The organism is Synechococcus elongatus PCC 11801 (assembly GCF_003846445.2).
Lineage (GTDB): Bacteria > Cyanobacteriota > Cyanobacteriia > Synechococcales > Synechococcaceae > Synechococcus > Synechococcus elongatus_A.
In genome coordinates this window covers 1,437,467-1,457,600 of the sequence record NZ_CP030139.2, presented here as the reverse complement: position 1 = coordinate 1,457,600, position 20,134 = coordinate 1,437,467, and the positions used below count along the sequence as shown (strand labels likewise).

Annotated in this window: 22 protein-coding genes; 12 read left to right on the top strand and 10 right to left on the bottom strand. The window is 56.2% G+C overall.

The annotated features are described in order from the left end of the window. Positions 1–4: 4 nt before the first annotated feature. A complete protein-coding gene (gene groES / locus DOP62_RS06990; RefSeq protein ID WP_011244098.1) occupies positions 5–316 on the bottom strand; it encodes a co-chaperone GroES in 312 nt (103 codons plus the stop codon). A gap of 116 nt (positions 317–432) precedes the next feature. After that, a complete protein-coding gene (locus DOP62_RS06985; protein WP_208676114.1) occupies positions 433–573 on the bottom strand; it encodes a hypothetical protein in 141 nt (46 codons plus the stop codon). 16 nt (positions 574–589) lie between these two features. On the opposite strand from DOP62_RS06985, the gene atpD reads away from it, so the two are divergent. Both atpD and atpC read left to right on the top strand, forming a co-directional pair. Further along, complete coding sequence (gene atpD / locus DOP62_RS06980) at positions 590–2,044, top strand: F0F1 ATP synthase subunit beta (protein WP_208676116.1); 1,455 nt, start codon at positions 590–592, stop codon at positions 2,042–2,044. A 70-nt stretch (positions 2,045–2,114) separates the two neighbouring features. Continuing rightward, positions 2,115–2,528 (top strand): ATP synthase F1 subunit epsilon, encoded by a 414-nt coding sequence (gene atpC / locus DOP62_RS06975; protein ID WP_208676119.1) that lies wholly within the window; start codon positions 2,115–2,117, stop codon positions 2,526–2,528. A gap of 397 nt (positions 2,529–2,925) precedes the next feature. On the opposite strand, the gene DOP62_RS06970 is transcribed toward atpC, so the two are convergent. Continuing rightward, on the bottom strand, positions 2,926–5,295 hold the full coding sequence (locus tag DOP62_RS06970; protein ID WP_208676121.1) for a heavy metal translocating P-type ATPase: 2,370 nt from the start codon (positions 5,293–5,295) through the stop codon (positions 2,926–2,928). 94 nt (positions 5,296–5,389) lie between these two features. Here DOP62_RS06970 and DOP62_RS06965 point away from each other — a divergent pair, with 94 nt between their 5' ends. The 6 genes from DOP62_RS06965 to gshB all read left to right on the top strand — a co-directional run bounded on the left by DOP62_RS06965 (position 5,390) and on the right by gshB (position 8,628). Continuing rightward, positions 5,390–6,022: a hypothetical protein gene (locus DOP62_RS06965; protein ID WP_208676879.1), complete on the top strand. Its 633-nt coding sequence runs from the start codon at positions 5,390–5,392 to the stop codon at positions 6,020–6,022. A gap of 59 nt (positions 6,023–6,081) precedes the next feature. Next, positions 6,082–6,372, top strand: coding sequence for a DUF3288 family protein (locus DOP62_RS06960; RefSeq protein ID WP_208676124.1), 291 nt, complete (start codon positions 6,082–6,084; stop codon positions 6,370–6,372). A 37-nt stretch (positions 6,373–6,409) separates the two neighbouring features. Continuing rightward, positions 6,410–6,931: a photosystem I assembly protein Ycf3 gene (locus DOP62_RS06955; protein ID WP_208676126.1), complete on the top strand. Its 522-nt coding sequence runs from the start codon at positions 6,410–6,412 to the stop codon at positions 6,929–6,931. A 10-nt stretch (positions 6,932–6,941) separates the two neighbouring features. After that, the gene (gatC, locus tag DOP62_RS06950) at positions 6,942–7,232 is read left to right on the top strand and encodes an Asp-tRNA(Asn)/Glu-tRNA(Gln) amidotransferase subunit GatC (RefSeq protein WP_208676128.1); all 291 of its coding nucleotides are present in this window, start codon (positions 6,942–6,944) and stop codon (positions 7,230–7,232) included. A 164-nt stretch (positions 7,233–7,396) separates the two neighbouring features. Further along, a complete protein-coding gene (grxC, locus tag DOP62_RS06945; protein WP_208676130.1) occupies positions 7,397–7,660 on the top strand; it encodes a glutaredoxin 3 in 264 nt (87 codons plus the stop codon). After that, positions 7,657–8,628, top strand: coding sequence for a glutathione synthase (gene gshB, locus DOP62_RS06940; RefSeq protein WP_208676132.1), 972 nt, complete (start codon positions 7,657–7,659; stop codon positions 8,626–8,628). Before grxC ends, gshB begins: the two co-directional genes overlap by 4 nt. Here gshB and DOP62_RS06935 read toward each other — a convergent pair. Then, on the bottom strand, positions 8,615–9,292 hold the full coding sequence (locus DOP62_RS06935) for a HEAT repeat domain-containing protein (protein WP_208676134.1): 678 nt from the start codon (positions 9,290–9,292) through the stop codon (positions 8,615–8,617). The genes gshB and DOP62_RS06935 overlap by 14 nt on opposite strands. 228 nt (positions 9,293–9,520) lie before the next feature. Here DOP62_RS06935 and DOP62_RS06930 point away from each other — a divergent pair, with 228 nt between their 5' ends. Next, positions 9,521–10,273, top strand: coding sequence for an SIMPL domain-containing protein (locus DOP62_RS06930; RefSeq protein WP_208676136.1), 753 nt, complete (start codon positions 9,521–9,523; stop codon positions 10,271–10,273). A 33-nt stretch (positions 10,274–10,306) separates the two neighbouring features. On the opposite strand, the gene DOP62_RS06925 is transcribed toward DOP62_RS06930, so the two are convergent. Then, on the bottom strand, positions 10,307–10,780 hold the full coding sequence (locus DOP62_RS06925; RefSeq protein WP_208676138.1) for a phosphate-starvation-inducible PsiE family protein: 474 nt from the start codon (positions 10,778–10,780) through the stop codon (positions 10,307–10,309). A 67-nt stretch (positions 10,781–10,847) separates the two neighbouring features. On the opposite strand from DOP62_RS06925, the gene DOP62_RS06920 reads away from it, so the two are divergent. Then, positions 10,848–11,939 (top strand): tetratricopeptide repeat protein, encoded by a 1,092-nt coding sequence (locus tag DOP62_RS06920; protein WP_208676140.1) that lies wholly within the window; start codon positions 10,848–10,850, stop codon positions 11,937–11,939. On the opposite strand, the gene DOP62_RS06915 is transcribed toward DOP62_RS06920, so the two are convergent. Next, positions 11,936–13,210, bottom strand: coding sequence for an HD domain-containing protein (locus tag DOP62_RS06915; protein ID WP_208676142.1), 1,275 nt, complete (start codon positions 13,208–13,210; stop codon positions 11,936–11,938). The genes DOP62_RS06920 and DOP62_RS06915 overlap by 4 nt on opposite strands. Further along, positions 13,203–14,429, bottom strand: coding sequence for a carboxyl-terminal processing protease CtpA (gene ctpA, locus DOP62_RS06910; protein ID WP_208676144.1), 1,227 nt, complete (start codon positions 14,427–14,429; stop codon positions 13,203–13,205). The genes DOP62_RS06915 and ctpA overlap by 8 nt, the downstream gene beginning before the upstream one ends. A 209-nt stretch (positions 14,430–14,638) precedes the next feature. Between ctpA and petB the strand changes: the two genes are divergently transcribed. Together petB and petD are read left to right on the top strand one after the other, a co-directional pair. Beyond that, positions 14,639–15,286, top strand: a complete 648-nt coding sequence (petB, locus tag DOP62_RS06905) for a cytochrome b6 (RefSeq protein ID WP_011244081.1) — start codon at positions 14,639–14,641, stop codon at positions 15,284–15,286. Positions 15,287–15,382: 96 nt separating this feature from the next. Continuing rightward, on the top strand, positions 15,383–15,865 hold the full coding sequence (gene petD, locus DOP62_RS06900) for a cytochrome b6-f complex subunit IV (protein ID WP_011244080.1): 483 nt from the start codon (positions 15,383–15,385) through the stop codon (positions 15,863–15,865). A 105-nt stretch (positions 15,866–15,970) separates the two neighbouring features. Here petD and opcA read toward each other — a convergent pair whose 3' ends face one another. Genes opcA through fbp form a run of 3 tightly spaced genes read right to left on the bottom strand, consistent with a single transcriptional unit; the run spans position 15,971 to position 19,965 of the window. Then, positions 15,971–17,308, bottom strand: coding sequence for a glucose-6-phosphate dehydrogenase assembly protein OpcA (gene opcA, locus DOP62_RS06895; protein ID WP_370538758.1), 1,338 nt, complete (start codon positions 17,306–17,308; stop codon positions 15,971–15,973). A gap of 39 nt (positions 17,309–17,347) precedes the next feature. Then, a complete protein-coding gene (gene zwf, locus DOP62_RS06890; protein WP_208676147.1) occupies positions 17,348–18,883 on the bottom strand; it encodes a glucose-6-phosphate dehydrogenase in 1,536 nt (511 codons plus the stop codon). 47 nt (positions 18,884–18,930) lie between these two features. Continuing rightward, the gene (gene fbp / locus DOP62_RS06885) at positions 18,931–19,965 is read right to left on the bottom strand and encodes a class 1 fructose-bisphosphatase (RefSeq protein WP_208676149.1); all 1,035 of its coding nucleotides are present in this window, start codon (positions 19,963–19,965) and stop codon (positions 18,931–18,933) included. Between the last annotated feature and the right edge of the window lie 169 nt (positions 19,966–20,134).

Below are 20,134 nucleotides of genomic sequence, written 5' to 3'. Positions count from 1 at the left end.
AAGCCTAGGCAACAACGGCCAAGATGTCTTTCTCGGACAGCAACACATAGTCGTCGTTGCCGAGTTTGATGTCGGTACCGGCGTACTTGGAGTAGAGAACTTTGTCGCCGATTTTGACTTCAGGCGCTTGGCGGCTGCCGTCGTCGTTGCGTTTGCCAGGGCCAACTGCCACGATTTCGCCGACTTGGGGCTTCTCTTTAGCGTTGTCGGGCAGAATGATGCCGCCAGCGGTTTTTTCTTCAGCTTCAGCGACTTTCACGAAAACGCGATCGCCCAAGGGCGTCACGGTCGAAACACTCAGAGATACAGCTGCCATAGTTTTGGATAAACGTCATCACAGGGAGATGGCAACCGGGATAATCCGCATGGATTAGCACTCCCAGTGCCTGAGTGCTAATGTACGGGCCGCCTTCTAGGAAGAGCAACTTGGGCTCAGTACGGGTTCCCGAACTCAATCCCCAAAACAACCGCAAAGCAATGGGGATCTTGCTGCGGGAAGGTGCGACCTTCGGTGATACGCTGGACAGTGGCAAAATCGCCCTCCTGCAGTTGTCGCGCTCGCGAAGCACTCATCTGGAAACGCGCAAGCATGGTCACCACCACTGAGAAGACAAATATTGGCTACATCCGTCAGGTCATCGGCCCTGTCGTCGACGTAGAGTTCCCTGCGGGCAAACTGCCGCAGATTTACAACGCCCTCGTTATCAAGGGCAAAAATGAAGCCGGTCAAGAACTGTCGGTGACCTGCGAAGTGCAACAGCTTCTGGGCGATCGCAAGGTTCGTGCCGTTTCGATGAGCACCACTGACGGCTTGGTGCGTGGCTTGGAAGTGATCGACACTGGCGCTCCGATCAGCGTGCCGGTGGGTGAAGCCACCCTTGGCCGTATCTTCAACGTCCTCGGTGAGCCCGTTGACGAACTGGGTCCTGTCAACGCTTCGACAACCTCGCCGATTCACCGCGATGCTCCGAAGCTGACCGACTTGGAAACCAAGCCTAAGGTCTTCGAAACCGGTATTAAGGTGATCGACTTGCTGGCTCCCTATCGTCAGGGCGGCAAAATCGGTCTGTTCGGTGGTGCTGGTGTCGGCAAAACCGTCTTGATCCAAGAGTTGATCAATAACATTGCTAAAGAGCACGGCGGTGTGTCCGTGTTTGGCGGTGTGGGCGAGCGTACCCGCGAAGGGAACGACCTCTACCAAGAGTTCAAAGAGTCCGGCGTTATCGACGAGAAAAATATCGCCAACTCGAAAGTGGCCTTGGTCTACGGTCAGATGAACGAGCCGCCGGGTGCTCGGATGCGCGTCGGTCTGTCGGCGTTGACCATGGCGGAGCACTTCCGTGACGTCAACAAGCAAGACGTGTTGTTGTTCATCGACAACATCTTCCGCTTCGTGCAAGCCGGTTCAGAAGTGTCGGCACTGCTAGGCCGGATGCCTTCGGCAGTGGGCTATCAGCCGACCTTGGGTACCGACGTGGGTCAGCTGCAAGAGCGGATTACCTCGACCCTCGAAGGTTCGATCACCTCGATCCAAGCAGTCTACGTCCCTGCGGATGACTTGACTGACCCCGCGCCGGCGACCACCTTTGCTCACTTGGACGCCACCACTGTGTTGTCACGGGGTCTGGCTTCGAAAGGGATCTATCCGGCGGTTGACCCGTTGGATTCGACCTCGACGATGCTGCAACCCTCGATCGTCGGTGAAGAGCACTATCGGACGGCGCGGGCGGTTCAGTCGACCCTGCAACGCTACAAAGAGCTGCAAGACATCATCGCGATCTTGGGCTTGGATGAGCTGTCAGAAGAAGACCGTCAGACTGTGGCACGGGCTCGCAAAATCGAGAAGTTCTTGTCGCAACCCTTCTTCGTGGCGGAAGTGTTCACCGGTTCGCCCGGCAAATACGTGAAGCTGGAAGACACGATCAAAGGCTTCAATCGCATCCTCGACGGTGAGTTGGATGACCTGCCTGAGCAGGCCTTCTACTTGGTCGGCGATATCGAAGAAGCGATCCAAAAAGGCGCCAAGCTGAAAGCCGAAGCCTAATTGCTGACTGACAGAGTGGGGTTGCGATCGCAGCCCTACTCGCTGTTTTTGTCCCTAAATCTCCGCGACCATGAGCCTGACTGTCCGCGTCATTGCTCCCGACCGAACGGTTTGGGACGCGCCTGCACAAGAAGTCATTCTGCCTAGTACCACTGGGCAGCTCGGCATTTTGCCGGGTCACGCACCGTTGCTTTCTGCCCTAGACACTGGTGTGTTGCGGGTGCGCTCTGACAAAGAATGGCTTTCGATCGCTGTTCTGGGCGGCTTCGCTGAAGTTGAAAACAACGAAGTTACGGTGTTGGTCAACGCTGCTGAGCGGGGCGACAAGATCGACCTTGAAGAAGCTCGTGCTGCCTTCAGTCAGGCGGATGAGCGCTTGAAAGCGGTCAAAGAAGACGATCGCCAAGGGAAGTTTCAAGCCACGCAAGCCTATCGTCGGGCCCGTGCTCGGTTGCAAGCTGCTGGTGGTCTGGTCAGCGTTTGATCCTGAACGCCTCCTTAAGTTTGTAGAGGCCGCGATCGCCGGGCACCTAAGCTAGGCGAGCAATACCTCCTTACTGCGTCTAAAACCGCTGGTTTCTAAGGGACTGGCGGTTTTCCTTATGGAGCGATCGCAGTCTGGAACAGCAGTCATCCAGCAATCAGCAAGCTAGTTGGGAAGATTCGGCTTGGGATGGATTGGTTTAGGGTCAAAAGCCTCTGTCTGTGGGGGTGATTGCGCACCCCCACACCCACGCACTGGGGGACTCGACTCCCCCAGCCCCCCCCGCAACAAGATTTCGAGTAGGACTCATCGGTGGAGAAGCGATCGCAACGGGTAAAACTAGCTGGTGTTGACCTCTGGTGAGGGGCAAGTCAGAGCTAGAAACGTTCTGGGGGATTCAGGCAGAAACTGAATGGTTGAGCGATCGCCGGAACCAATAGCGCAGCAGCAGCGAGTTACTAACAACTGCGAGAGAGCTGACCGCCATGCAAGCCCCTGCGATCGCGGGCGTCAGTGCTAGCCCGTAGGCAGGCAGGAAAGCACCCGCTGCTAGGGGCAGCATCACCAAGTTGTAGCCCAGTGCCCAAGTCAGGTTTTGGCGAATCGTTCGCAGACCCATTTGGCTGAGTTCCCAAGCCACCAGCACACTGTCGAGGCGATCGCGGCTGAGCAGTAAGCCCGCGCTGTCCTGCGCAATGTCGCTGCCGGCTGCCAGACTAATCCCCACGGCAGCTGTTGCCAGAGCGGGTGCGTCGTTGATACCGTCACCGATCATCGCGACTGCATCACCATCTGCTTGGAGGGTCGCGATCGCTTCTGCCTTGGCTTCAGGTAAAACTTCCGCCACCACACTGTTAGCTTCCAGCCCAAGTTGTTGGGCTAGTGCCGCAGTTGTGGTCTGGCGATCGCCACTGAGAATTTGTACAGTCGCACCCCGCGATCGCAGGGCTTGGACAACTTCTGCCGCCTCGGGACGCGGTTGATCCTGTAGCCAGAAACAACCGAGCAGTTGCTGATCATCGGCCAGCAAAATTGGCGTTGCGGCAGTGGAACCAGTCGGTAACTTTTCAGCAGTGAGCTGCACCCAAGCAGGACTCCCTAAGCGCAGCGATCGCCCTTCGCAAATACCACTGACTCCTAGACCCGGAACTTGTTGGCGATCGCTAGCGGTCAGAGCGGGTAAATTTGCGGATCGGGCAGCGGCTTGCAGCGCGATCGCGAGAGGATGACGACTATCGGCTTCCAAAGCTGCTGCCCACTGCAAGAGGCGATTGGGCTCAACATCCGCTAGCGGTCGGATCTCGATCAGCTCAAATTGGCCTTGGGTCAGGGTTCCAGTCTTGTCAAAGACAAAGTGCTTGATCCGCGCCAACTGTTCCAGTACATCGCCACCGCGCACCAAAATGCCCTGTTCAGCGGCGAGTCCTGTGGCTACCAGAATTGCGGTGGGTGTGGCTAAACCCAGTGCACAGGGGCATGCCACCACCAATACACTGATTGCCAAAGTCAGCGCTAGCAACAAGGGAGAATGACTGTGGTTGTGGGCCATCTCCATGCCGTGATGCGGCGCATGGATCAGCAAACCTGGCAAAGGCTGCTGCAGAACTTGCGGCCACCAACGGCTACCCAGTGTCCACCAGAACCCAAAGGTCAGCGCCGCGATCGCACAGACCCCATAGACGAAGCGCCCCGCGATCGCATCAGCAAACCGCTGCACCGGCGCTTTTCGTTGTTGCGCCTCCGCCACACAGCGCACGATCGCCGCCAGTCGAGTTTGGCCGCCGGTTTGCTCTGCTCGAATCACCAAACGATGGCTGAGGTTGAGCGTCCCCGCGCAAACGCGATCGCTGATCTGACAAGCTTGGGGCAGCGATTCTCCAGTCAGCATCGCCGTATCCAGACTGCTCTGCCCCGCGACAACACAGCCATCAACCGGAATGCGATCGCCGGGCAGCACTTGCACGTAGTCGCCGCTGCGGAGTTGCGCCACCAGCCAAGTCTGAGCCGGTGCTTCAAGGAGATCATCCGGCGCGATCGAACTCGGAGCTGTCAGTAACTGCGTCGTTTCTGGTTGCAAAGCCAAGAGCTTTTGGAGAGCCGCCTGACTGCGAAACCGCGCCTGCTCTTCTAAGGTTCGCCCTAGCAAAATGAAGCCCAGCAGCATCACGGGCTCATCAAAAAAACAGACCCAGCCGAGCTGTGGCCAAATTAATGCCGTCAGACTTGCCAGATAAGCGCTGCCTGTCCCCAGCATCACCAAGCTATTCATATTGGGCGCGCCGCAGCGAAGCCCCTGCCAACCCGCTTGCAGAATGGCACGCCCGGGACCCAGCAAGGCCCAAGTCGCCAACAGCGCATGGAACCACAGCTGATCAGCGCCCGGTAGAGGATGGTCGAGCCAGTGACCGAGGTGCCCCCAACTCGAAACCACAAGCAGGAACGCCGCGATCGCCAGTTGTAAGCGCTGTTGTTGCAACGGCGGAATCTCAGCAACTGGCAAAGTCAGCGGGTTACCGTCTTGCCGCAACTGCGCCTTAAATCCCAGCCCTGCGATCGCCGTAGTCAACGCGTCTGGATCTGCGATCGCCGCATCGTAATCGACCTTGGCGAGCCGCGTGATCAGGTTGACGCTGATTGCTTCGACACCATCCACCTGCTGCAGGCGCTGCTCCACGGCAGCCACACAGCCCGCACATTTCATCCCCTCCACTTCCAGCAGAACAGAAGTCGGGCTAGCCTCAACGGGCTGGGCGATCGTGGCGGGCATAGGCTGGAAAGAAGGGGCTTTTCCCTAAGCATAGGGAGCCAGCCCAAACAGCGTCTATCGATCAATTCCCACGCTGCGAGGTTGCCGAATGTCGATGCACGTAAATACGGCCCGAACCTCAGCTGTGATTGTGCACCCTGTGCCGACCCCCTACGCGGACTGCTACTTGGCGTGGCAGCAAGCTATCACCGCGACCGCCGCTCAGTTTGAGGGCTACCAAGGCACGGATGTTTATCCCCCCGAGAGCGATCGCAATCCCAACTGGATCGCCGTTCTGCATTTTGCGGATCCGGAAGCACTACAGCGATGGCTCGATTCCCCCCAACGGGCTGAAATGCTGGCGAAACTACCGCCCGAAATTGCCAGCTACTCCAAAACAGTGCTGATTCAAGGCTTTGCGCCTTGGTTTACTCAACTCCTCCACAAACCACCGAGTTGGAAAATGGCCCTGACCGTTTTGCTAGCCCTTTACCCGACTTCGCTGCTGGTTAACCTCTTGATCACGCCGCATCTACAAGGCTTAGGACGGGCTAGCACGATTTTGATCGGGAACGCGATCGGCATCGCGCTACTGCAATGGGGAATCATCCCCCGATTGACGCGAGTGCTCAAACCTTGGCTATCTGCCAATAACAGTCACGATCGCCATATCTCGGTACTGGGTGGTGCTGCGATCGTCAGCATCTTGCTGTTCTTGGCCTATTGCTTCGATCGCTGGTTGTTTTAGAGCGATCGCACTCACTATCAGACAATGCAGACTGACGTAGCCCCTTCAACGACTTGGCCATGAGCGAATCCAGCGGCAAGGATCAGGAACATCCTCTCTGGCGATCGGATCGCACCACGGTCGATAGCCTGTTGGTCGGTGAAGCGACGGACTTCAATCTCTGTGAACTGGCGCGCCTCAAAATTCGCTATCAAGGCTTCCCCGGTGCTCGCGACATCCAGCGTGACCTTGAAAAGGCGCTGCAGCGCTGGCAGTTGGATGAGGCCAGCCTGTTTGAGCGCACCCGCGAAATCCATCAACGCGGTGGGATATATCAAGGCCGTAACAAGGATCAGGATGATTGGAGTTGAAGACTACACTGAGTAAGTCTTCGATGACCCGGGCACCATGCCGAGAACCCAGCGCAACGACAACTTCATCGACAAGTCTTTTACGGTGATGGCAGACCTGATTCTCAAGGTGTTGCCGACCAACCGGAAGTCTAAGGAAGCGTTTGCCTACTACCGTGATGGCATGTCGGCCCAAGCCGATGGCGAATACGCCGAGGCGCTGGAGAACTATCAAGAGGCGCTGACGCTCGAAGAAGATCCGATTGATCGCAGCTTTATCCTCTACAACATTGCGCTGGTGCATACCAGCAATGGCGATCACCAAACAGCGCTGGATCATTATCTGCAAGCCTTGGATTTGAATCCCAAGATGCCGCAGGCGCTCAACAACATTGCGGTCATTCACCACTTCCTCGGTCAGCGATCGGAGGAAGCAGGCAATGATGATGAAGCCGAACGCCACTACGATCAAGCGGCAGAGTATTGGACGCAGGCGATTCGCCTTGCCCCAAACAACTACATCGAAGCCCAGAACTGGCTGAAAACCACTGGCCGTTCTAAAGTTGACGTTTACTTCTAGCTGCCTGCCCATGTCGATCGATCTGGCTCAAGTCCAAAAAGTTGCCCACTTGGCTCGCTTGGCGCTCACTCCCGAAGAAGAGCAGCAGTTCACGACGCAGCTCAATAGCATCTTGGAGTACGTCGAGCAGCTAAGCGAACTGCCGACGGATGACGTGCAGCCGACCACGCGGGCAATCGAGGTGGTCAATGTGACGCGGCCTGATGAAACGCAACTGGCCGATAACCGCGAGGAATTGCTGAGCATTGCGCCGGAGCAAGAAGGCGACTTCTTCCGTGTGCCGCAGATCCTGCAAGAGTAGACCGCGATCGCTCAATCTTTGAGTTCTCCTTCGCCCCTGTGGATCGTGCGATCGCAGGGGTTTTGTTTTGCCTCGACCGGCGATCGCGTCACCACAGTGAAAGCAGGAGTGGCAGAATTACAGGCCGAAGTGCTTACGATCGCTGTAGTAAAGGATCTGCATCTGTGGCCAACGTCGAAATTTACACTTGGAGCGCTTGCCCCTTCTGCATTCGGGCGAAAGCGCTGCTGACCCGCAAGGGTGTGGCTTTTCAGGAATACGCGATCGATGGCGATGAAGCCGCGCGGGCAGTGATGGCTGAGCGGGCCAATGGTCGCCGCAGCCTGCCGCAAATTTTCATCGATGACCAGCACATCGGCGGTTGCGATGATCTGCATGCCCTCGATCGCCAAGGTGGCCTTGATCCCTTACTGGGTCTAACCGCGTGAAACTGGCATTTTTAATTGACCCGATCGCGGCACTCGATCCCACCCACGACAGTACGGTCGCGTTGATGGAAGCGGCGCAGCTGCGCGGCCACGAGGTCTGGTTCGGCGAAATTTCGGACCTGTCTGTGCATGTGGGCGATCCGCTGGGATTGCTGCGACCGCTCAAAATCGAGCCGGTGCAGTGGCTGGGCGATCGCTGGCAGGTGGCTAGCCCTTGGTATACGGCAGGAGAATCAGAACGGCGATCGCTGCATGACTTTGATGCCGTGTTCATGCGCAAAGATCCGCCGGTGACGACCGCCTATCTCTACGCCACCTATCTGCTGGATTTGGTCGACCCGCAAAAGACTCGTGTGGTCAATTCGCCCGAAGGACTGCGCCACGCCAACGAAAAGATGTACGCGCTGCAGTTCAAGTCTGTAGTGCCGCGTACTTTGGTCAGCAGCAATAAAGCGGAAATTCGTGCCTTCTTGGACGAGCTAAATGCCGCCGTGCTCAAGCCACTCGGGGGTAAAGCTGGGGAGGGGATTCTCTTCCTCGATCCGGGCGATCGCAACTTCAATTCCTTGGTAGAAATCAGTACCCAGCAGGGTCAACTGCCGGTGATGGTGCAGCAGTATCTCCCGGAAGCCAAGGATGGCGATAAGCGAATCATTCTGGTCAATGGAGAACCCCTCGGCGCCGTCAATCGTGTGCCGACGGGACGGGAGTTTCGCGGCAACATGGCTGTGGGCGGACGGGTCGAAGCCGTGCCGATCACCGATCGCGATCGCGAGATCTGTGCCGCAGTAGCGCCGCGGCTCCAACGAGATGGTCTGTTCTTCGTTGGCATTGATGTGATCGGTGGCTACCTGACCGAAGTTAACGTCACCAGCCCGACGGGGATTCGCGAAATCGATCGCCTCAATGGTGTCTCGATCGGGGATCAGACGATCGCGGCACTAGAATCGATGCTCAACCGAGGCTAGGACTCGGTCGCACGGAGCCCTCAAGGACGGCAGCCACCACATGATGGTTGTCGTCTTGGCGCAGGGTTTGCAGGGTTTCACGGGCTTGGTGTTGGTCAAAGCAGTGCAGGGCTCGCGCCAGATGAGCCCGCAACTGCCAATGTTCCGATCGCGCTAGCGGCAGTAGTTTATCGAGGGCAAAGGTCTGCATGGGGCTACCCGCAAAGGTTGCTAGTAGATCGATCGCCGCTTCCCGGACGCTCAGATCCGCATCACCCAGTGCTAAAACGGCGCTGTCAAATAAAATTTGCGGCTGATTGAGTGCTTGCAAGGCTGACAAAATACTCAGTCGCACCAGCCAATGTTGGTCTTCACGGAATGATCGCGTCAGGTCTGGTAGAGCCGTTTCCCCAAAAGCAGCGATTGCATTGGCCGACTCAGCCCGCACATTGGCGTCGGCATCGTCATGCAGCAGTCCTTGCAAGATGGCAAAACTCTCGGGCGTACGCTTGTGGCCTAGCGTCATAGCCGCCAGCGATCGCACCACAAACTCACTGTCTTGGCAGCAATTCTGCAATAAGGGCACCGCGATCGCGGGTTCATAGGCTCGTAGCGCCGTCATTGCCCGAATCCGTTCTTGGACATCACTGCTGCGCAGTTTTGCTTCAATTTGCCCGAGGTCCATGCTGGCGCAGCTGAGTCTTTCGTCCTTTACGCTACCGCAGGGCTAGACCATTGCTGGTACCGCAGGCAACGAGGCGATCGCGATCGAACCTTCATCGATGACTGCCAGACCCAAAAGCTCCAGCTGTTCTGGCGATTGCTCAGTGTCGATCGAGTCTTAAGGGAATGCGATGGTTCGCCCCAATCCCATCTGAGCTTTGAAGAATGAAGACAGCATGGGGTGTGAGCGATGACTGAAACTCGCCATTGGACTGATCGACTATTGCATCCGCATCACTTCGTGGTCGGTCTTACCATCTTGACCTTAGGGTTAGCTTGGACTGGCAATACGGTTGTCAGTAATCTACGCCGAGGTAGCGATCGCCTCACAGTCACGGGTGCGAGTACGCAACGCGTCACCTCCGATCGCGTCACTTGGCGGATTACCGTCAACCGGCAGGCAGCGACTTTGGCTGCCGCCTACGAGGCCCTTCAGCCCGATTTGGATCGCACCATCCGTTTCTTGCAGGCTAATGGCGTCGAAGCAGCGGAAATTCAGCGTGGCGTAATCAACTCCTTCCCGATCTATCAAACCCTGCCCAACGGCAGCACCACCAACGAAGTTGCAGCGTATCGAGCCAGCCAAGTACTGACAATTGAGAGCGCTGAAGTTGCCCGCATTCAGACGCTGTCGCAGGAGATTGGACAGCTGCTCACCGAGGGGGTCAACTTGGAAATTGCACCGCCGGCCTATACCTTCAGCAAACTGCCAGAATATCGGGTCGAATTGCTGGCTAAAGCGACAGAAGATGCTAGAAAACGCGCCGCAGCGATCGCTCAGCAAGGCGGCAGTAACCTAGCAGCGATCGCCAGTGCTGAAACAGGTGTGTTTCAAATTACCGCTCCTAATTCAACCGATGTGGGTGATGGTGGTAGTTACGATACCAGCACAATTGAGAAGGATATGACTGCAGTAATTTCGGTCAGCTTCCGCTTGAATTAAAGAGTTATCTCATAACTGAATCAGTTGTCTTTTCTAGGGATGAGGATTGCGAGGTGGAGCCGATCGCACAATCCAGTAGCTAATTGCTAGGGCGAGCACTGCAAATCCCAGTCCAAATAACTCGCCTGTAGAGATTTTGTTGACATCAAGAATGATAAGTTTCCGCGCGATCGCGATTAATGAAGTGGCAACAACAAGTTCAACTTGAATGACGTTACGCCGAAGATAAGCCGTAATATTTTCAAGGATTTCTAGAGCGATCAAGACGCTTAGAAACATCCCAAATACTTCGAATAAGGCTGTCTTGAGAAAAAATGGATCAAAAATAAATAGATTTTTAATGAGAAAAATACCGAGGTCAATTGTCGAGACAATGATCACCACAATCATTGCCAGCGACAGGACCTTGGCGATGAATTTTTCGAGATTGCTAACGAGTTTCAGAAAACTTTCTGAGTCACTCCAAAATTGTCCGAGCCTCGCAATGCGGCGGGGTTGGGGCGCCATAAATCGCTTGCAGGAGTAACACCGCTGCCCATAATAAGCTGCAACGCTGTCTGCGCTCTATTCGTATATGTCTATACCGAACGGTGACTCTAATCAATCGCTAGAGGCTTTACTAGCGGCTTACGACTTACGTCTGCGCCATGAGCCGCGCAATTGCACCCTCTGGAATAACCGCGGCATTGTCCTAGAACGACTAAATCGCTGGACGGAGGCCTTGGCTAGCTACAACTGTGCTTTGGAGATCAATCCCCAACGTCCAGAGGCACTCAATAATCGAGCAATTGTTTTGGAGCATTTGGGGCGGCTGATCGAAGCGGTGGACTCCTACGAGCAAGCCCTTGCTGGCGATCGCCAGCAGCCGGAGGTTTGGAACAATCGCGGCATTGTTCTGCGCAAGCTGGGACGGTTGGAGGATGCGATCGCCAGTTATCAGCAAGCGATCGCCTTGGCAGAAGACTATGCCCAGGCTTGGGCGAACTGTGGCTTTGCCCTCTGGCAGCAGGGATGCTATCGCGAGGCGGTACGGCACTACGAGCAATCTGTGGCGATCGACCCCGATCAGAGTCCTGCTTGGCGGCAGTTAGGGCAGATTTACCTGAGCGTTGATCAGCCGGATCAGGCGTTGCGCTGTTTAGATCAAGCGATTGCCCTGCAACCGCAGCAGGCTACGGCTTGGACGTGGCGGGGTCATGCCCTCTACAACTTGGGTCAGTACGCTGCTGCTCTGACCTCCTATGAAAATGCAGAGCTACTCGGCGATCGCCCTTTACTGCTGCAAATCCAACGGGGTCATGCGCTGGCGCAACTCGAACGCTACGAGGAGGCGCTGGCGATTTATGCCGAGATTCTGCCGCAACTATCGGGAGAAGCCGCAGCGGAATTGTCCTATTACCAAGGCTTAGCATGGGCTTGCCTCCAGAACTGGACGGCAGCGTTAGCGGCATTTGATCAGGCGATCGCGGGCAATCCTGACTTGGCGGATGCTTGGTATAACCGTGCGGCCATCCAAGCTCGGCTGGACCAGCCCCTCGCTGCGATCGCAGATCTGCAACAGGCGATCGCCCTTGATCCCGACACCTATCGTTCGCTGGCTGCTGAGGATCCGGATTACCAAACGCTACGCGAACATCCTGACTGGATCCAACTCCAAACGGCTTAGACAGATTGGATTGCCTGCCACTGCTGCTTCAGTGGTGCTTCGATTGCCCGGGGGTAGATCAACCAAGCCTGACTGGGCGGTTCCAGCAGAGCGCGGATTAATGGCGATCGTTGACTGATTTCCAGCAGCCCCTGATCGGTGGCGAGACGAATCCCGCTCTGGTAGAGCGTGTAGCCGCGACTCTGGGTTTGGCAAAGTCCGGTGTAGCCATTCGGATCTTGTCCTTGGCTACGAATCAATTGCTGACTGTGCTCCAGTAAGGTCTGCTGCTGCTCAGCGGGGAGGTCGCGGAGATTGAGGGCTTTGAGCAGATCGCGATCGCGGTAGCGGCGACAGAGATCCGCTAAGAGAGGATCCGTACTGTCCTGCCAGCGCTGCAGATGGTAGAGACAGACGATGTCATCCACTGCCAGATACTCATCCAGACTGAGATCTGCTACCGATCGCTCAAACCAAGGTTGGAGGAGTGGATCGACAAACAGCGATCGCGGTTGGTTGTGCCAAAGCTGGCGTGCCTGCTCGAAAATCCTAACCAGCATCCAGCCAGCCACGATGTTTTTCGGATGGTTATAGACCTGGCTATACATGAACGATCGCACCACCAAGTAATGCTCGATCGCCGCCAGTCCTTTCTCTGCGACGGCTAACTCGCCGCTCTCGGGATCAAAGCGCAGTGCTGACAAGATGCGATCAAGATCGAGGCGTCCATAACTGGCCCTGCTGAAATAGCTATCGCGCAGCAGGTAATCCAAGCGATCGCAATCGAGCTGACTGGTGATCAACCGGCTGATCAGCAAGGGCTGGTATTGCTTGCGGTAAACCGCGAGGACTTGTTCGGGCAGCGCTGGGTCGTAGTCCGCTAAGGCTTGGCGAATTGGAGAATCCTCTGCGATCAGCCGCGCCGTCCAAGGCTCATGCTGACAGTGAAAAATTTCCTCGCCGGTATGGCTAAAGGCCGTGTGACCGATGTCGTGCAGCAGTGCGGCACAGAGCAACGCCGGACGGTGCACCGCCAATTCCGGCCAATTGGCTGCGATCGGGGCAAAAGCGCGGCGCGCCACCTGCATTACCCCAAGGGAATGGGTGAACCGCGAGGCTTCAGCTCCATGGAAGGTCAAACTAGCGGGACCCAACTGGCAGATCCGTCGCAGCCGCTGAAAGGGCGGCGTGTCGATCAAGCGGATCAACGTCGCTTCTAGCGGATCTTCAAATTGCAGGGCGATCGCCCCATGTAGGGGGTCGTGGTAGATGCGCTGGCGGCGGCTAGCCACGATCGCGCCTCAACTGCTCCGTCAGCGCCGTCACCGCTGCCTGATATTGGCGATCGGCTGCAGATGCGATTGCCTCGGCAAACAGTGGCTCGGGCTGCTCAACAGCGAGATCCGGCTGGATCCCTTGCTTATTGATGTCGTGATGGTTGGGCGTTTCGTATTTGGCCACGGTGACTGCTAAACCTGCCCCATCCGACAGCTCAAATAGAGACTGAATCAGGCCTTTGCCAAAGGTGCGATCGCCAACCAAGATGGCGCGTTCATTGTCCTGTAGCGCCCCCGCCAGAATCTCGCTGGCGCTAGCAGTACCGCGATTGACCAACAAAGCCAACGGTTTATCCGTCAGTGCCTGACCATTGGCCGCAAAGCTATCCAGCACCCCCTGCCGGTTAACGGTATAGACGATCGCGCCTTCATCCAGCCATTCCCGCGCAATCTCGATGCCCGCAGTCAGTAACCCGCCCGAGTTATTACGGAGGTCAAGGACAAAGGCCTCTGCCCCTTGCTGATCAAGCTGGGCGATCGCATGGGCTACCTCTACCGATGCATTGGCGTTGAACTGGCTGAGGCGAATGTAGCCAATCGTCGGATGATCGCCATCCCGATCGATCTGCGATCGCACTGGATTGAGGCTGATGCGATCGCGAACCAATTCAAAATCCAAAGTTTGTTGATCGCGAAGCACTTGCAGCGCGACTGTCGTGCCACGGGGACCCCGCATCCGAGCAGCGGCTTCATCCAGTTCTCGGCCTGAAATTGCCACGCCATCCACAGTCAAAATGCGATCGCCCGCCAATAGGCCGGCTTGGGCTGCCGGCGAACCTTCGATCGGGGCAATCACCACCACATCGCCGCTTTCAGCCTCAAAACCAATCTGCAAGCCGACGCCGGACAACTCACCTGCTGTCGAGACTTGGAGGTTGCGGTATTGATCCGGCCGTAGCAGTCGTGTGAACGGATCATCCAGCTTGGCTAACAACCCTTCGATCGCGGTATAGGTCTGTTCGCGATCGGCCAGCGGCTTCTTCAGAATCTTCTCGCGCAGCTGATACCAATTGGTGTGGTTGAAACCGGGATCCACATAGGACTGGTTGACGATGCGCCAAGCCTCGTTAAACAGTTTCTGCTCTTCTGTCAGGGCTAAGGCCGGAGCTGCCGTTGCCAACCAGAACAACAGCGCAAGCCAAAGGAGCGATCGCTTCAGAAATGGCTGGATCATTAACAGAACTTTACAAACCTTTCAGGATATTAAGCGTTAGAGCGTTCGGTCGCGCCAAGGAACAGACCTTGACAAAAACGAGTTCAGACCGCTGTTGATCGACGACTTCAACAGCTCAAACCTAGCCGGAGCTACGTCGTTTCGCCACGGATCCGCTCAGCTGACTGTGTTACATTTTTTCGTAAGCATCACTAGGAACTTGCGGATTCATGTCGAAGGTCTACGACTGGTTCGAGGAGCGTCTAGAGATCCAAGCGATCGCTGAAGACGTTTCCAGCAAGTACGTTCCTCCCCACGTCAACATCTTCTATTGCCTGGGCGGGATTACGTTAACTTGTTTTCTCATTCAGTTTGCCACCGGCTTTGCAATGACGTTTTATTACAAGCCGACGGTCGCTGAAGCTTATAGCTCCGTGCAATTCATCATGAACCAAGTCAACTTCGGTTGGCTGATCCGCTCCATCCACCGCTGGTCGGCCAGCATGATGGTGCTGATGATGATCCTGCACGTTTTCCGTGTGTATCTGACCGGTGGTTTCAAACGCCCCCGCGAATTGACCTGGGTCACTGGTGTCGTGATGGCAGTAATCACGGTCACCTTCGGTGTGACCGGCTACTCGCTGCCTTGGGACCAAGTCGGCTACTGGGCGGTCAAAATCGTCTCCGGTGTGCCTGAAGCGATTCCCGTGGTTGGTTCTGCCATGGTTGAACTGCTGCGGGGTGGCCAAAGCGTTGGTCAAGCAACCTTGACCCGCTTCTACAGTCTCCACACCTTTGTCTTGCCTTGGTTGATTGCAGTCTTTATGCTGCTGCACTTCCTGATGATCCGGAAGCAAGGCATCTCCGGTCCCCTCTAAGGGCAAACAAGCTTGGGTTTGGCGCTGGTTACAACGGTCAGCGCCTTTCTCCTCTCTACTGACTCGAACGAGACCTTCCCAAGGAGAGCACGCATCATGTCTATCTTGAAGAAGCCGGATCTCAGCGATCCGATTCTGCGCCAAAAGCTGGCCAAAGGCATGGGCCATAACTACTATGGCGAGCCCGCTTGGCCCAATGATTTGCTTTACATGTTCCCGGTGGTGATTCTGGGAACGATCGCCTGCCTGACCGGCTTGGCGGTTCTAGATCCCGCTTTGGTGGGTGAACCCGCTGATCCGTTCGCAACGCCGCTGGAAATTCTGCCGGAGTGGTATCTCTACCCCGTCTTCCAAATCCTGCGGATCGTCCCCAATAAACTGCTGGGTATTGTCCTGCAGTCCATGATTCCTTTGGGCTTGATCGCAATTCCGTTCATCGAAAGCGTTAACAAGTTCCAAAATCCCTTCCGTCGCCCGATCGCAACGGCAGTCTTCCTGTTTGGTACGGTCTTCACCCTCTACCTCGGAATTGGCGCTGCCCTGCCGATCGACAAATCGCTGACCCTCGGCTTGTTCTAAGCTTCGACGGTTAACGCTCATTCACTGACAGTAAAAAGGGGACTGCGATCGCAGTCCCCTTTTTTGTGCCTCAAAACATAAGAATTGGCGCGCCGTACTTTTCCTTTAGGCGTCTGTGCGTTGGCGCAGTGCTGCTGCAATGACCGCCAGACTTTCTTCGTAGAGGGCATCCCGTCCCCAACGTTGCATTTGCATTGCCAGCAAAGACTCTGAGGTTTCGTTAGAAGGTGGTGCAACCTGCTCGGTTCGGCAAGATTGGGCGCTACCACCTGCTTCCATCCGCATACAACCCGTCGTCTCCGAACAGAGAATCGTGCAGCAGTCAGCGTCAGGATTCTCAGAGGTGAGGCGCAGGGCAATCAGGTCGCCCAAGACCAGCCCCGGATCCCCAACAGGGATTCCCGCCAGCTCGACTTTGACCGTGCGATCGTCCTCCGTGCGGAACTCAATCTCTCTGAGGTCGTACTCGCCGCCTTCGCAGCGGTAGGTGACTGGTTGCCACCCCAAACGGCTGGCAATCCAGCCCATGTACATCAGCGCTTGAGCTGGATTCCCTTTTTCGTAGTCGATCACTAGTTGATCCACTTCCAGTAGTCCATCGCGACGCTCTGGGGGATCGAAGGCAGCAGCGGTGAGCTCCTGCCAAGCAGCTAAGCGGTGCCAGTTCAGATCGGCGATGTAGGTTTCCTGATCGATCAGATCTTGGAAACGGAGAAATTCAGCTTCAGGATCGCTGAAGTAGGACGAGTCAAAAATCATGCAGTTGCAGGAGCTCGCTAACTGCTGAAAGAGGACTTGCTCAGGATTGGGTGTCGCTTTCCACCAGACGTAGCGGGGTAGCCCCGGCAGCAGCAGCTCACTAACAAAAGAGCCGATCGCCTCCATCTCTTCCCGAGAGCCTCGCAGGGTCACGGCTTCGCAGCAAATCAGTGAGGCTTGCTTGGCTGAAGTAATCGGGCAGTAAGCCGAGACTTCAGCGCTGATTGGGCGATCGCTTTCAAGCGTGGGACAGAGGCTAACGATCCGACAGGGGTTTTGTGTGGCAATGACATTGCTGAGCACGGCGCCGCGCAAGTCTTGATTCGTCAAGCTCGGCGGATGCTGTAGCGCTTGATAGGCCTGTCGGAGCGCTTTGAGCGTGGCACTGTCGGGACGGCCAGTTGCCGGCAAGCCCAATTGTGTCTGGGCTTGGGCGATCGCAGCACGGGTAACGGGTCCATGCAAGCCATCGAGGTGCCCATGGTACAAACCAAGAGCCGCCAAAATCTGTTGGAACTCCTCAGGTTCATAGACCACGATGCTGAAGGTCGTGGCTCGAGAGACGAGGGTGCCAGCCCCACTATGTTGTTGGTTGGCCCAGAGCTGACTCAGGGATTCTTCAATTTCGGCAAGGGCGATCGGCGTTGGTTTTTGCAGCGAGAGCAGAGGGGTAGCGGTCGTCATTCAGAATCTCCAGAAGGGTCCATCACTACGGCGAGGCGGCTAGAGACGACGCCAGCGGCGACCATCGCGGTTGATCAACTGCTCAGCTTCTGCCGGCTCCCAAGTACCCGCTTCATAGAAGGAGATCCCAGCCGCTTGACGGGGATCGTCCCAAGTCTCGAGTAGAGGCGTTACCACCCGCCAGGATGCCTCGACCTCATCGGCGCGGGTGAATAGGGTCTGATCGCCGAGCATACAGTCCACCAACAGACGGCTGTAGGCTTCTTGGGTCGGCGACCCAAAAGCCGTGTCGTAGCGGAAGTCCATGTCTACCGATCGCGTTCGTTGCGAGGATCCCGGCGTTTTCACCTCAAAGCGCAACGACACCCCTTCATTCGGCTGAATCCGCAGGACTAAGACGTTGGGACTGTTCACCTTTTGAGTAGCCGACTGAAACATCAGGTGCGGCACCGTTTTGAACTGAATCGCAATCTCCGTCACCTTTTTAGGCATCCGCTTGCCCGTCCGTAAATAGAAAGGCACGCCTTGCCAGCGCCAGTTATCGACCATCAATTTCATGGCGACATAGGTGGGAGTAAAGGACTGAGGATCCGCCCCTTCCTCATCCCGATAGGCAGGCACTTGACGGCCATTCATCCAGCCTGCGGTGTACTGCCCACGAACTGCTGACAGACTCAAGTCTTCGATGTCTGCCAGTCGCGTTGCTTGCACCACCTTGACCTTTTCATTGCGGATGCCGTCAGCACCTAAGGAGTTTGGCGGCTCCATCGCCGTCAAACTGAACAGTTGCATCAAGTGGTTTTGCACCATATCTCGCAGGGCCCCAGCTGTTTCGTAGTAGCCAGCTCGGCCTTCTAGCCCAACGGTTTCGGCCACCGTGATTTGGACATGGTCGATGTATTGCCGGTTCCAGAGCGGTTCAAAAATGGCATTGGCAAAGCGGAAGACTAAGAGGTTTTGGACTGTTTCTTTACCGAGGTAGTGATCAATGCGATAGATCTGACTTTCGCGGCAAACGTTCTGCAAGATGGCGTTCAGAACCTGCGCGGAGCTGAGGTCGCGGCCAAAGGGTTTTTCCACCACCAACCGGGTCTTAGCTGGATCGGCGAGCATCCCTGCTGCTCCCAGTTGTTTTGCCGCCTCACCGAAGAAGCGCGGCGCAACTGACAAGTAGAAGGTGCGATTGCCCCGCGTACCGCGCAGCTCATCCAGACTTGCCAGGCGATCGCGGAGGGTCTGATAAAACTGGGGATCATCAATATTGCCTGGGGCAAAGAAAAGACCTTGGGCAAACGTGTTCCAAACTTCTTCTGCTTGAATACCGCCACCAAATTCTTCAACCCCTTGGCGAAGGTGCTCGCGGAAATAGTCATCGCTCCAGTCGCGCCGCGCCACCCCCACGATCGTTAGTTCCGGTGGTAGCCGCCGTTCGAGGTGCATCTCGTAGATGGCGGGCACCAGTTTGCGCTGGGTTAAATCGCCTGTGGCCCCAAAGATGACGAGGATTTGCGGCTCAGGGACTTTATCTTGGCGGAGTCCAACGCGGAGCGGATTTTCAAGCAGTTTGGGAGTCATCAGGATCAATTGATTGGGGGAAAGGACGAGAGGCGAGCTAGCCTCAGTTACGGCACCGACTCAGCCAAGCAAGCTTCGACAAAGTCAACATCAGTTGCACTGCCAATGATCAACGGGCAGCGATCGTGGAGGGCTTGGGGTTGTCGCGCAAGAATGGGTTGCCTGCCATCGCTGGCTTTGCCCCCAGCTTGTTCGGCTAGAAAAGCCATGGGAGCAGCTTCGTAGAGTAGCCGCAATTTGCCAGCGGGATTTTTGACCGTTTCGGGATAGAGGAAGACGCCGCCCTGCATCAAGATGCGGTGAAAGTCCGCCACCAGTGCTCCGCTGTAGCGGCCGCTGTAGCCTTCGCGGCGATGCATTTCCCGAATGTACTGGCGATAGCCTTCAGGCCATTGCCAAAAATTGCCTTCATTGACGCTGTAAATCTGTCCAGAATCGGGTATTTGCACGTTGGACTGAGCCAGGACAAACTCACCGAGGCTTGGGTCTAGGACAAAGACATGGACGCCCTGACCCATGCTGTAGACCAGCAGCGTACTGGCACCATAAAGGACATAGCCAGCTGCAATTTGGCGATCGCCAGGCTGTAGTAAATCGCGGGCTTCGTGGGACTCGTCATAGAACTCTTGGCGTCTAACGGCAAAAATCGAGCCGACATTGAGATCGACATCGACATTGGCCGAGCCATCCAAGGGGTCATAGAGCAGCGTGTAGCGGCCGATCGGGCAGTTTTCGGGGATGTAGTAGGGCTTCTCCATTTCCTCGGAAGCCAGCCGACAGACCAAGCCACTCTGCCGAAAGACTGAGATAAAGACTTGGTTAGCGTAGACATCCATCCGTTTGACGGCTTCGCCTTGGACGTTGATCTCTCCGGTGAAACCCAGGGCATCGTCCACCAGCCCTGCATGGCTGAGGCGACGGGCAATCAGTTTGGCGGCAAGACCAATCCGTTGCATCAAGGCTGCAAGGTCTTGGGCTTCGGGGCCAAAACTTTGCAACTGTTCGAGAACATGTCGCGACAGAGTGGTGCAATCCCGATCGAGATCTCGCGTATGGGTCTCAGAAATCGTGGCTTGTGCCATGAAGACATCCCCGCAATGACTGCGCGAATTTCTCCTTCAGCGTAGAAAGATCCCCATGAATCGACAGCCTTCTTCAGATAAACTCAAGGGCTGTTTATGGGGATCAGTCCTCTTTCATCCCCATAGCTTTAAGCCTCTCCAGCAACAGGCATGAAGAGGCTTACGGATG

Coding starts and splice junctions, on each gene's coding strand:
- groES (WP_011244098.1), bottom strand. CDS start 316: ATGGCAGCTGTATCTCTGAGTGTTTCGACCGTGACGCCCTTGGGCGAT.
- DOP62_RS06985 (WP_208676114.1), bottom strand. CDS start 573: ATGAGTGCTTCGCGAGCGCGACAACTGCAGGAGGGCGATTTTGCCACT.
- atpD (WP_208676116.1), top strand. CDS start 590: ATGGTCACCACCACTGAGAAGACAAATATTGGCTACATCCGTCAGGTC.
- atpC (WP_208676119.1), top strand. CDS start 2,115: ATGAGCCTGACTGTCCGCGTCATTGCTCCCGACCGAACGGTTTGGGAC.
- DOP62_RS06970 (WP_208676121.1), bottom strand. CDS start 5,295: ATGCCCGCCACGATCGCCCAGCCCGTTGAGGCTAGCCCGACTTCTGTT.
- DOP62_RS06965 (WP_208676879.1), top strand. CDS start 5,390: ATGCACGTAAATACGGCCCGAACCTCAGCTGTGATTGTGCACCCTGTG.
- DOP62_RS06960 (WP_208676124.1), top strand. CDS start 6,082: ATGAGCGAATCCAGCGGCAAGGATCAGGAACATCCTCTCTGGCGATCG.
- DOP62_RS06955 (WP_208676126.1), top strand. CDS start 6,410: ATGCCGAGAACCCAGCGCAACGACAACTTCATCGACAAGTCTTTTACG.
- gatC (WP_208676128.1), top strand. CDS start 6,942: ATGTCGATCGATCTGGCTCAAGTCCAAAAAGTTGCCCACTTGGCTCGC.
- DOP62_RS06935 (WP_208676134.1), bottom strand. CDS start 9,292: ATGGACCTCGGGCAAATTGAAGCAAAACTGCGCAGCAGTGATGTCCAA.
- DOP62_RS06930 (WP_208676136.1), top strand. CDS start 9,521: ATGACTGAAACTCGCCATTGGACTGATCGACTATTGCATCCGCATCAC.
- DOP62_RS06925 (WP_208676138.1), bottom strand. CDS start 10,780: ATGGCGCCCCAACCCCGCCGCATTGCGAGGCTCGGACAATTTTGGAGT.
- DOP62_RS06920 (WP_208676140.1), top strand. CDS start 10,848: ATGTCTATACCGAACGGTGACTCTAATCAATCGCTAGAGGCTTTACTA.
- ctpA (WP_208676144.1), bottom strand. CDS start 14,429: ATGATCCAGCCATTTCTGAAGCGATCGCTCCTTTGGCTTGCGCTGTTG.
- petB (WP_011244081.1), top strand. CDS start 14,639: ATGTCGAAGGTCTACGACTGGTTCGAGGAGCGTCTAGAGATCCAAGCG.
- petD (WP_011244080.1), top strand. CDS start 15,383: ATGTCTATCTTGAAGAAGCCGGATCTCAGCGATCCGATTCTGCGCCAA.
- opcA (WP_370538758.1), bottom strand. CDS start 17,308: ATGACGACCGCTACCCCTCTGCTCTCGCTGCAAAAACCAACGCCGATC.
- zwf (WP_208676147.1), bottom strand. CDS start 18,883: ATGACTCCCAAACTGCTTGAAAATCCGCTCCGCGTTGGACTCCGCCAA.
- fbp (WP_208676149.1), bottom strand. CDS start 19,965: ATGGCACAAGCCACGATTTCTGAGACCCATACGCGAGATCTCGATCGG.